Source organism: Methanobacterium sp., assembly GCA_016222945.1.
Classification (GTDB): Archaea; Methanobacteriota; Methanobacteria; order Methanobacteriales; family Methanobacteriaceae; genus Methanobacterium_D.
In genome coordinates this window covers 14,255-26,315 of record JACRPY010000007.1, presented here as the reverse complement: position 1 = coordinate 26,315, position 12,061 = coordinate 14,255, and the positions used below count along the sequence as shown (strand labels likewise).

The window sequence follows — 12,061 nt, the reverse complement described above, 5'->3', positions numbered from 1 at the left end:
TTAAGGCCTTGGCTTTGCTATTATCTCTTTAATTTTAAGATCAAAGAAATTGGTCATATTTGCCGGCTCTAAAACTACAGCTGCATCAATTCCTCTTGCTGTTCCACCAATAGCTATTATTTCTTTATCCATAGGGATTAAACCTGCATCTGCGGCCATGATAGTTACTTCTACACAAACTTTAATTCCCTGACCAAACATCCTTAAAGTGGCAGCTATTATTTCAACCGGAGTTACACCTCCAAATTTATTGGATATGCCTCTGCCAACACCACTTAATGCATGGGACCCTGTATAAAATGTTACATTGTTTTCTTCCAGCTTTTTTTTATTTTCTGGAGTTATTTCAAGTTTTCCTTTTTCCCTAAATCCTGCATGATGAGTTATACTTACTATATTAACGTCAGGCATTGCTTCACGTAACTTCAGACCAGTTTTACCAGATACAGATGCAACTACTATATCTTCAATGTTTAACTCATCTTTTCTTGCTTTAACAAGTTCTATTAATTTATCTGTATTTTCTTCGCCAGGATTTTTAAAATAATGAATTGTTTTCTCCATCTATATCACCAAATGAATTTTTTGATACACTTTTTATCAAATTACTATTTTTTATATGTTTTAATGTATATAACAAATTTTATATAAATTACAAAACAATAAACTAAAGATTATAGGCAAGTTAAAGGATGAAATATTTTATTTTAAACCATGAATTTATAAAAGGTGAGCAGATGAAAGCATTTAACTTTATTACACCAGATAGGATAAATAAACCTCGTAAAAATGGAATAACCATGATGCTGGATAAAGGTATGGGTTTAAACGCCGTTGAAGACTTATTAGAAGTATCTGGTGAATTTGTTGATCTTGCTAAATTTGGATGGGGCACATCCGCTCTACATGATAGAAAACTAATCAAAAACAAGGTTGAAATGTATTTATCTTACGATACAGTTCCATATCCTGGTGGAACATTATTTGAAATTGCGTATATAAAAAATAAGTTTAATCAATTTTTGGATGAAGCAGATAAATTAGGATTTAAAGCTATTGAAATATCAGATGGATCCACAGACATATCTCTTGAAGATCGAAGAAAAGTTATTTCTAAAGCGAAAGATATGGGCTTTTTAGTTATTTCAGAGGTTGGAAAGAAAGATCCAACTGAAGATCATAAATTAGGTATTGATAACCGGGTTGATCTTATCAATTTTGATTTGGATGCCGGCGCTGATAGAGTGTTGATTGAAGCTCGTGAAGGCGGTAAAGATATTGGAATTTACGATGAATCAGGAAATGTTAAAGAAGATGAGCTTGAAGTTCTGGCAAAGACAGATGGAACTAAGTTGATTTGGGAAGCTCCCCTTAAAAATCAGCAGACATACTTGATTTTAAAATTTGGAGCTAATGTAAATCTGGGCAATATAGCGCCAGGAGAAGTAACTGCCCTTGAAACTATGCGAAGAGGACTTAGAGGAGACACTTTAGGAAAGGTGAATCTTTAATGATAAAAGAAATAACTATTCTCGGTGGTTACGATAAACAGGGCACTAAAGAACCTGTAGAAGAAGTTATAATTAATAAGGGAGAGATATTTGGAGTTGTAGGACCTACAGGAAGTGGAAAAAGCTCTCTTATTGGAGATATTGAACAGCTTGCCCAGAAAGACACATTTTCAAAAAGAAAAATTCTTATTGATGGTAAAGAACCGAGCTATGATGACCGAACTGACCCTCGAAAGAAAATGGTTGCACAGTTGTCCCAGAATATGAATTTCTTAGCAGATATGCATGTAGGTGACTTTTTAAGTCTTCATGCAAAGTGTCGTGGCGCAAGCAGTAAGTGTGTAAATGCAGTGGTTGATCTTGCAAATACCCTTACAGGAGAACCAATAAAAAAAGAGCATGAACTCACCATATTAAGCGGAGGGCAGTCCAGAGCACTTATGGTTGCAGATGTGGCCATTATAAGCAATTCCCCAATTGTATTGATTGATGAAATTGAAAATGCAGGAATACGCAAGCATGATGCTCTTAAAGCACTTGCTGGGCATGGAAAAATAGTTATGGTTGTGACTCATGACCCTGTACTTGCCCTTATGACCGATAAACGGATTGTAATGAAAAACGGCGGGATGCAGAACGTTTTAAACACAAGCTCCAAAGAAAAGCAAATGTCTGAAAAATTAAACAAAATAGATGAATTAATGCTTAATTTAAGGGATAGAGTAAGAAATGGAGAAGTTTTAGAAGATGTTGAACAAATTAACTTCTAATAATTGCTGTAATCCATTAATTTTCAAAGATATAACACGTTTTACAAGTCAAAATCATTTTTTAATACATAATTTACCTATTAAATGAAAATTACTAAAAAGTGAGTTGATTGAATGAGAATGATAATTGTTGCAGGGACCCCTGGCTCTGGTAAAACCGCTGTTTTGGTTCACGCACTTAAAGGTCTCAATGAAAGAAATTTAGAGTCATCAGTAGTTAAAATTGACTGTTTATACACTGATGATGATAAAAAGTTTGCAAAAATTGGTGTTCCCACTAAAATAGGGCTTTCTATGGATATGTGCCCTGATCACTATGCTATTTACAATATAGAGGATATGATAGATTGGGCTGGTGAGAATGAGTCTGATTTTTTAGTGGTTGAAACTGCTGGACTCTGTCATCGCTGCGCACCCTACACCATGAATTGTCTTGGAGTATGTGTAATAGACGCAACAAGTGGTCCTAACACTCCCTTAAAGGTTGGACCTTTTTTAAGCACCGCCGATGTGGCTGTAATCACTAAAGGAGACATGATTTCTCAGGCAGAACGAGAAATATTCCGTGAAAGAGTTTTAGAGGTTAATCCTAACTGTAAAGTGATAGAAGCCAATGGTTTAAGTGGCCAGGGCTGCGTAGAGTTAGCTGAAGAAATGATAAAATCTAAGGAAGTATCTCTTGATGAAGAAAAATTAAGGCATTCAGCACCACTTGCTGTTTGTACGCTCTGTGTTGGCGAAACAAAGGTAAATAAAAAACATCACCGCGGAATATTAAGGCGAATTGACGGTTTTCAAAAATATGAAGGAGAATAAACCTTTTAGAGGTAAATGAAGATGTCAAATAATTCTAATAGATTAAATCAGCGTGAAAGAATCTCAAAATTACTTCCAAATTATAACTGCGGAATATGTGGTTATGCACGATGTGATGAATTTGCCGATGCCCTAATAAAAAAGCATTCCCCAATAGAAGACTGCAGATTCCTGTTACAAGAACTATTTAACGAAAACCGGACTAATTTAGAGAAATTATTGAAAGCAGAGAATATACTTCCTGAAGAAGTGAAAATAGTAGGTCTTTTGGATAAATATGAAGCAGATTTCATTTTAAATTCACTCCCAGAGGAACATTCCTGCAGAGAAACATTGTTTCCCTTTACAAAGGAAGAATTGAGTATTGGAGATATAATAAAGTACAGGCCACTTGGATGTCCCATTATCCACTTTGCAGAGATACTTGAAGAAAATCATGGTTTAATCGTTGTGCATATCATAGGGCCTTGCCACAGGATTGATGAAAATGCAGAGTTTGATTTTAAAGATATTGGAGTTTGTATGGTGGGAGGATTTGAAGGAATCATTGAAGGTAAACTCCCTGCAGTTGGAGAAACCGTAAGGTTCTTACCCGGTCATTGTATGATGCAAAAAGTTCATTCTGGTGTTGTTGTTCAGCTTATAGGTAAAAGAGCAATTATTGAAGGAATTGATCTTAAAGTTTGGGCTCCCCCAATTAAAGGGGAAAGATAAATTATATCACTTTATTCAAAATATATAAAGTAGGTGATTGGATATTCCATCCTCTTAATTTCGTCCCAAAGATTGAATTTAGCCTTTAATTAAAATTTTTTATTTTAAACTTTGTCATAGACCTGATTATAGCGAAGTTACCTAACAAAACAGTTAATAAAAGTAAATAAATTCGAAAATTTTCTATTTTTGATATATTCCAAGTCCTTAGAACGGAGTTCTTCCCCAGAGGGGTGGTTGGGTTGGATGTGGTTATCGTATTAATTTATTGTTCGTCTGAATGCAAAATTATAATTAACTTCTACATCTCTTAATCCAAAACCAATCTTTTCTAAATATTTAAAGTCAATAATATATCCTAGTGTTTCTAAGTCTCTTATAAATTCTCCATAATACTCTTCATCGGCTATACAACTATCAATCATGTTCAATAATGATTTTTTAGCTTCTAATTGAACTTTTGAATCAGGATCTTTTAATGATCTCATTATAAGTTTATATGCTATTTTATGATCACTTGCAAATCCTATATCTAACCCTACCATATCATTTCTTAGTGCATCTAAAATATTATCATCGATAAAACTGGCAGATCTCCTAGTATCATGAAAAATGTTGTCCATGGAGTTGAGAGCTGCTATACGTTTTAATGGATCTGGATTTTTTAAATATTTATTAAGAAACTTAAAGTCACGAAACTTTCCATTATACTTTAAAGCGTACATACCAACTTTTTGAAGTATTGGGTCATTTTCCTCAATTAAGTATTCCTTTCCATTAAAGTCACTATCACGAAGATCTCCCCAAAGTTCTCTCTCACCTGCTGCTATTTTTTCTTCATTTATTTCTATTAAATATATTAGACCTTTAAGATCACCAATTTTTGCAAGTGCTCCTGCTGCAGCGCGTTGAGTAGTAGGATCTTCAAAAGCATCCTCTAAAACATTTAATGAACTTTTATCCCTTATCCTTCCAAGTATATAGATACAAAAGCTTTTAAAAGACGGATCATCCGAATTTTTAAGAGATTTGATAAGGGGTTCAACGGATTCAGAACCAAAATCTACAAGAAAACATACAATACTATAGCTATCATCATATTTTTCATCTTTTAAAACTCTTATAAGTCCTTCAATATCTCTTTTTTCTCCCATTTGCTTAATGTCTTCCATTGTAATAATCTCATTTTCACTATCATTCGCCTTTACAGGTTCAGTATAATTATTGTTTTCTTCTGAAATAGCCTTTACACTCTCTTTATTTAAATCTTCTTCTATTGCTTCAGAAATAACTGTTTCATTAATTTTATCATCCTTTATTTCTCCATTAACATTCGGAGTTTCAAATTTTCCATTTTTCTCCAATGCATTTCTGGCATGTGTTTGAATCTGTATATCTTCATTTGGTTTATTTAATGGGGCAATAGGTTTAAGTATTTCATCAATAGCCTTAATGGCATAGGAAAATATATCATAGTTTTTAAATTCTAAATCCTCAATCAGATCTTCAACGTATTCTTTCCTTTTCAATAAATCAATGAGTTCAATAAAATAATCCTTGTCTTTAAAATCATCTATTAAATCATCTAACCTGCCATACATACATAAAGCACAAAACGCGGCTAATTGTACATTAGTATTAGAATCTTTTAAAGCATTAATCAATGGTTTTACAGCTGGAGATTTTTTTGCCAAATCTTCATAATCCTCAAACATAAAATCTTCCTTATCACTAATGATTTTTATAATGAAAACACGGAATTCTGCATCAGGATCATTCATAAAATCAAATAAATCTTCAATATCATTAATATAAACATCTAATATGTCCGAATTCATTTTAAATAAGGCTTTCAATGCTAAATAGCGGATTTTGCCGTCATAGTTATACAAATTATCTAAAGCATTATGTTCAACCATTCTACTAACATCTTCATCATTTTTAATTTTCCCATCAAGATATAACTTCGTTAATCTATTTCTTTCCAATGCATTTCTAGCTTCAATTTGAACCTGCACTTTTTCATTTTCTAATGCTTCAAATAAATATTTAAAGCCACTAGGATGACCCATACTTGCCAATGATTTTGCAGCAGTTAATCTAACTTCTTCATCAGAATCATTTAATGTTCTAATTAAAGGTTCTATAACACAGTAATCAAAGACCATACTTAATCCTCTTGCAACTGTTTTACGAACATCTGCCTCTGGATCATCTAAAGCATTGATTAAATGTTTAATAACACAGGGATCATCCATATAGCTTATTATATCTATACATTTTAATCTAAAATAATAATTCGAATCATTTGTAGCTTCTATTAATGGACTTAAGGCTTCGGATCCAATATTTAAAAGAATATTACGAACTTCTTTAAATTCTTCAAAAAATAAATGGCAATCATCATCTTCTATAACTTTAATTAGCCCTTTAATATCTTTTTTATTTCCCATTTCCTTAATATTCCATAATGTAACCTTTTCAGACGGTTCAACTTCACCATTTTCCAGAATCAATTCAGCAGGATTATTAAGAGTAGATACTTCCACATCAGCATAATTAACCTCATTTTTCCATTTTAACTCCTTTTCAAGTATATCTAGCGCAAATGCAATACTATCACGAATTTCGATATTTGGATCACCTGATAGTTTTTTTAGAGGTTCAATAGCTCGAGTATCATTTAGCACTACTAATGCCCTTATTGCATTATAACGAATATAATCGTTAGAATCGTCTAAAAAATTAATTAATGGTTCGAATGCACGAGAATCCATATATCCTAAGGAAAATACTGCTGATCCTCGAATTTCGTCATAATGATCATTATTTGAGATATCCATCAATGGGTCGAATGCGAGAGTGTTCCTAAACAATGCCAGACCTCTTGTTGCTTGATAACGAACACCCGGATAATCATCATTTAAAGCTTGGATTAGCGTTTCAAAGGATTGTGGATCTGATATTTCAGCAAGTGCTACTATGCATTTTTCTCTAAAAACTTCATCAGAACTCTTCATACCTTCCATTAGTGGTTCAACAGTTAAAGGGCCAATATTAACAAGAAAATTTATAACAAGTTTAAGCTCTTCTGAATTAATTTCACTAATCTTTAAAGCATTAATTAGCCCATCAATATCTTTTTTATCTGCCATTTGCTTGATATTCTCATATGAAACCATATTTATTCCCCATTCCCAGAATTGAATTGGATAATTACACTTTTAAATCCATAATTAAGTTTAATTATTAATTATCTTCGCAATATCCACAATAATCACAATACCAGCGGTCATCCCTTTCATTATATATCATCAACATTCCACAAGCCGGGCAAATTCTATCCATAATCAATTCCTCCAGATATGAATTAATATCCAACCTATTATATATGTTACATAAATGCAAATACATAATGTTTGGAAGTAACTAAACGTGGCGTGATAAAGAACATTTGATAAAGAAATGACTGAAGAGAGTGGATTAACTAAAAAAATCTTTTATTTTAGGTTGGATTTTGAATAAACATAAACCATATACATTTATACACATTTTATTGATTTTTAATACATGAAGGACAAGTATGATAATAACTCTTTTCAGGGATAAATTCCTTCCCACATTCTCTACATGTTTTTGAAGGATTCTCTTTAGGTAAATTATTTAGATTAGGAGATACTCTGATAGATCCATCATGTAATCTTTGCCAATCATTGATTTCTGGAGGTTTTTCAGGTAAATAACATAAAGGGCAAGTATGATAATAAGTTCTTTCGGGAATAAACTCTTTTCCACATTCTCTGCATGTTTTCACTTCTTTTTTACATTCTCCACAATATTTTGAATCATACAATTCAAAAGGTGGAAAATATTCGCCACAAAAAACACATTTTTGATATCCTTTATTTTTTGCATCTCTAATCTCATTTGCACAATTTTCACAATATTTAGAGTCATAAATCTCATGATGAGATACTATAGTACTACATCTAAAACATTTAGAAAATGACATATCCTTAGTTATTTCAGGATTAGATTTATCTCTAATTTTTCTCAGTTAAACTCCCCCATACCATTATAGAAAATCCGTATAATTTTTTTTAATATTCACTTAATAAATCTTCCTATATTATTTACATAAATTATTTATAAAAATCTATTTAGGAATTAATTAATAATAAAAACCATTTTTTTTATCTACATATGATATTTTGTTGATTTTTTAAAATTAATTAGAAAATAAACTTTAAAAATAAGTTAATTACTGCAATTTCATTCTCACTGGAAATCTTATTCTGCATTGTACCTAAAAGTCTCATCCTTACGCTGCACCATAAAATTTCTTCTAAATTCTACTATTTAATACAGTAAAACCCAGCCTGCATGTAAGAATACCAGAACATCTCAACAACACTAAATCCACATTTTCTAAGTAAAGAAAGATGTTCTTCTATGTTTAAAGGTAAATATTCCACGTTAAAACGTTTTAGGTGATTTTCCACTTCTTCTTCATTTTTTCCCTTTGAAATCTGGAAGTTTTTCCAATATTTTTTTCCAATTTCAATTCCTTTTTCTGTTAATGGGCTGATGTTTTCAAAGGTTATAAAAACGCCATTTTCATTTAAAAGGTTATAAACTGTTTTTGTTGCTTCAAATCTCTCTTCTTTAGACATATAATGATGTGATTGGATTGCTGTAACCACATCAACAGTGCAAGGGATGGAAATTTTGTGGCTTGCTGCCGGTTCTAAAAAAATAACCCTACTTTCATATTTAGCTAATTTTTCTTTAGATTCATCCAGCATTCCGCAGGAGGGATCTGCAAGTAAAAATTGTGTATCTGGAAAATGATTTAATGCTTTTTCTACCAGTGTTCCGGTGCCGCAGCCAGTATCTAACCATGTTTTTGGTTTAATGCCCATTGATTTAATTAATTTAATTGTTTCTTCATGAAAAAGAGCATAATATGGGATTGTATTGTAAATATTGGAATCATAATCCTTTGCTTGGTGTGGTGTGGAATTATCAGGTTTTTGCATTTTCATCTCTCCAAATATGTTCTATTTTACTCATTTTTATTTATTATTTTAGGTATTAATTGAGTTAAAATAAAAAAGGAAAAGATAAATAATACTTCAATCCCATTCATTATGTAAAAAAGGAATTTGATGAAATGGAAAAATTAAGTAAAATTTTAGCAGTGCTACTAATTGTAGTAATAGCGACTTCAGCATATGTTTTAATGTTTGGATTCCCTTTTGGATTTGAGGGGAAAGAAAGCGATTTTTATTTACCTACTGTAAAAGGAAACAATATTTCAACATATAAAAACTCATGCAATGAACTTAACATGTCCCAAGTATCAAAAGATCCATTTTCTTTAGTTGGGCAAAAAGTCAAAGTAGCTGGCACAATACAAAAAAAGGAAGAAACAATCCAATTCAACAAAACAAGAACATCAATAGTACTTAATGTACCTGAACTCTCACCAAACCCCTACATTCTCGTCACTTACTCAACAACTATGCCATTTAAACAAGGCAATATTATAACCGTTTACGGAGAATACTATTATCCTGCAAAAGACGAAACAATGCCTGAAATAGCAAACAAAGAGTTACCTGCTATTAAAGCAGCATACATAGAAAAAGTATAGATTAAAGATGAAATAGAGGATAAAAATGGATAAAAACAGATTAATACCAATATTACTCGGAATTGGGATAACATTGTATTTTTTAGCAAGTTATTTAGGGTCTAAATCTCCTTTGGATTTGTTTTTTAGTACAATAGGTTTAATAGGGATTGTATTTGGATTTTTTAGTGAATATAAAAAAGTTAATGTTTCAATTAATTTTATTGTTACCATATTTAGTGTTAACGTAATTCAATGGCTTATACTGATTTATACCTTCTATTATAATCCAGTTTATATAAAAACAGTGTTTTACTCTTATTTATTCAGTTTACTGTTAGTTACAATAATTTTAGTTAACCAAATGCACATAAATCATCTAAATATTCCTGAAAATGGTCAAAAAGCAAAAATTGGCATGTTAACAGATAAAACAAAATTAATACTAATAGTTACAGGCGTAATTATAATAATTGGTAGTTTAGCAGGTTTTATAGCTTATTACGCCCCTATATTCCTATATGGAATCACTTTAGGGATGATGGCTTTTATATACGGATATTATCATAGAGATAAAAAAGATAATGTATCAACCAATAATGCCATAAACAATGATTCTAAATTTATATTTAAAAAAGATAATGTTTCAGCCAATTATGCAGTTGCCATGGGTTCCATTTTAATATTACAATGGGTTATCCTCTGTTACTTCTTTCGCCAATTTTCAAAAGATGATTTTACAAATGCTTTTTCTCTTTCAATAATGATTAACATTTTTTTCTATATGCAAATCCGTGAAAGCGATTTAAAATACATTGGAAGAATGCGTAAAAACCCTACAGTGATTTCCAATGAGAAAAAGGACATGATTCTTGGAATAAGTGCAATAGCAATATTTGCAGTTATTGCAATTTTAATCATAAAATAGTGATGTGCAGATATGAAAACTTCAAAATACAAAGTTATACCTGTAAAAACAGGTTACATAAAGCCAAATGAACCTTATGACGTTATAATTAACAGTGCAAAGGATTTATTGGAAGATGGTGATTTTCTTGTTATTTCAGAAACTCCCCTAGCCATATCACAGGGCAGACTTGTGGATGAGTCTGAATTTACACCATCCCTTCTTGCAACTTTTCTGGCAGATATCTGGTCTAAATATATTTGGGGTTATGTTTTAGGGCCTATTTTGGGCATTAAAAAGAGAACTATTAAAAATTTAAGAAATTTACCTCCTGAAGCCCGAGCACATAAAGAAGTTGTTTTAAAATATTATGGGCTAAAACATGCCTTAAAACCTGCTTCTGAAGCTGGAATTGACTTAAGTAACGCTCCAGGGAACTATGTTTCTCTTTTACCTGAAAATCCAGTTGGAGTAGTGGAGGATATAGCTAGGAAAATATCTAAAAATTTGGGGAAAGAAGTTGTAGTAAGTATAATTGATACAGACGCAACATATGAACTTTTGGGAAAATTGTTTACATCGCTCCCTACCGCTATAAATGAAATTAAATCCAATTTTGGATTCTTTGGATATGTTTTAGGAAGGTTTGGGAAAATTAAAGGTCCAACTCCCCTTGCAGTTTCCAAAATAGAGGATTTAGAAGAGATTATGGAAATTGCTAAAGTTGCTGATGATTATCAAAATCAGAATGAATATAGCATGGAAACTGTTTATGACATGGGCAAAACCTTTAATTTAGAAATTGATGGCGTAACAGTTGAAATGTTAAGTTCAATTGAACATATGCCTGCAGTTATAGTAAGAAAGCGCAAATAATTATTATTTAATTATTAGTGTTTATGTCCATCAATATTATATCAAAATAATTAAATAGTAGGAAAACAATAATACATAGTAACATCAAGATATGTCGCTTTAATTGTGTCTTGAAGATGAATTTGGAATTCAAGTTTTTGGTGTTTTTATAATTAAAACATGAAATAGGATGCTATTTAACTATAATATCCATTAGATATTGTTAATACAATTTGTACCGATCTAAACCGTTGCTTGGAATGCCCAAATTTCAAAAGGAGGAAAAAAAATGCCTAACAACCCTTTAACTTATGAATCAATAAAGTCTTCCATCTCAGAAGGGGCTGGAATGCTCAATGAACCTCTCGTTCAAGAGTTAATTCAAGAAATAACTAATGACAATGAAAACAGTATTTCTATTATCAAATGCCTTCTGGAAGGTAAGATTACTGATGAAGAAATATCTGAAGAAATTGAATTACGATTAAACATCGTACGCAGAATCCTGTACAAACTGTATGATGCTGGGCTTGCAAGCTACAAGCGAAGCAAAGACCCTGAAACTCAATGGTACACTTACAGTTGGAAATTCGAAGAAGAAAGAGTCATTGAAACCATTGCAAGTAAATATGAGAAAAGCTCCAAAGAAATGGAAGCTTCACTTGCATATGAAGAAGATAACATGTTCTTTACATGCATCAATGGATGTAGGTACAACTTTGAAGATGCATCTGAGTACAACTTCTTATGTCCAGAATGTGAGTTAAAACTGGAATACCATGATAACTCCTCATTAATCACAGAATTAAAAGAAAAGATGAATTAATTTTATTTTAAGTTGATAATGGGGCAA

At 31.6% G+C, this 12,061-nt stretch carries 12 protein-coding genes; 8 read left to right on the top strand and 4 right to left on the bottom strand.

What is annotated here, in order from left to right; genetic code table 11:
- Positions 1-564, bottom strand: coding sequence for a hypothetical protein (locus HZC47_11265; GenBank protein ID MBI5681462.1), 564 nt, complete (start codon positions 562-564; stop codon positions 1-3).
- 173 nt (positions 565-737) lie between these two features.
- Here HZC47_11265 and comA point away from each other — a divergent pair, with 173 nt between their 5' ends.
- From comA to HZC47_11245, 4 genes are all read left to right on the top strand, one after another.
- The gene (gene comA, locus HZC47_11260; GenBank protein ID MBI5681461.1) at positions 738-1,511 is read left to right on the top strand and encodes a phosphosulfolactate synthase; all 774 of its coding nucleotides are present in this window, start codon (positions 738-740) and stop codon (positions 1,509-1,511) included.
- Entirely contained in the window at positions 1,511-2,281 is a 771-nt protein-coding gene (locus HZC47_11255; protein MBI5681460.1) for an ATP-binding cassette domain-containing protein, read from the top strand. The genes comA and HZC47_11255 overlap by 1 nt, the downstream gene beginning before the upstream one ends.
- 114 nt (positions 2,282-2,395) lie before the next feature.
- Positions 2,396-3,097 (top strand): hypothetical protein, encoded by a 702-nt coding sequence (locus tag HZC47_11250; GenBank protein ID MBI5681459.1) that lies wholly within the window; start codon positions 2,396-2,398, stop codon positions 3,095-3,097.
- A 21-nt stretch (positions 3,098-3,118) separates the two neighbouring features.
- Entirely contained in the window at positions 3,119-3,811 is a 693-nt protein-coding gene (locus HZC47_11245; GenBank protein MBI5681458.1) for a hypothetical protein, read from the top strand.
- 260 nt (positions 3,812-4,071) lie between these two features.
- Here HZC47_11245 and HZC47_11240 read toward each other — a convergent pair whose 3' ends face one another.
- The 3 genes from HZC47_11240 to HZC47_11230 all read right to left on the bottom strand — a co-directional run bounded on the left by HZC47_11240 (position 4,072) and on the right by HZC47_11230 (position 8,856).
- On the bottom strand, positions 4,072-6,993 hold the full coding sequence (locus HZC47_11240) for a HEAT repeat domain-containing protein (protein MBI5681457.1): 2,922 nt from the start codon (positions 6,991-6,993) through the stop codon (positions 4,072-4,074).
- Positions 6,994-7,364: 371 nt separating this feature from the next.
- Positions 7,365-7,823, bottom strand: a complete 459-nt coding sequence (locus HZC47_11235; protein MBI5681456.1) for a hypothetical protein — start codon at positions 7,821-7,823, stop codon at positions 7,365-7,367.
- 343 nt (positions 7,824-8,166) lie between these two features.
- Positions 8,167-8,856, bottom strand: a complete 690-nt coding sequence (locus HZC47_11230; GenBank protein ID MBI5681455.1) for a class I SAM-dependent methyltransferase — start codon at positions 8,854-8,856, stop codon at positions 8,167-8,169.
- A 155-nt stretch (positions 8,857-9,011) separates the two neighbouring features.
- Here HZC47_11230 and HZC47_11225 point away from each other — a divergent pair, with 155 nt between their 5' ends.
- The 4 genes from HZC47_11225 (at position 9,012) to tfe (ending at position 12,034) form a co-directional block, all read left to right on the top strand.
- Positions 9,012-9,467, top strand: a complete 456-nt coding sequence (locus HZC47_11225; protein MBI5681454.1) for a hypothetical protein — start codon at positions 9,012-9,014, stop codon at positions 9,465-9,467.
- 25 nt (positions 9,468-9,492) lie between these two features.
- Positions 9,493-10,374 (top strand): hypothetical protein, encoded by an 882-nt coding sequence (locus tag HZC47_11220; protein MBI5681453.1) that lies wholly within the window; start codon positions 9,493-9,495, stop codon positions 10,372-10,374.
- A 12-nt stretch (positions 10,375-10,386) separates the two neighbouring features.
- A complete protein-coding gene (locus HZC47_11215; GenBank protein ID MBI5681452.1) occupies positions 10,387-11,229 on the top strand; it encodes a coenzyme F420-0:L-glutamate ligase in 843 nt (280 codons plus the stop codon).
- A 328-nt stretch (positions 11,230-11,557) separates the two neighbouring features.
- Positions 11,558-12,034 carry a transcription factor E gene (gene tfe / locus HZC47_11210; protein MBI5681451.1) on the top strand — a complete coding sequence of 159 codons (477 nt, stop codon included), beginning with the start codon at positions 11,558-11,560 and terminating at the stop codon, positions 12,032-12,034.
- The last annotated feature ends 27 nt before the right edge of the window (positions 12,035-12,061 follow it).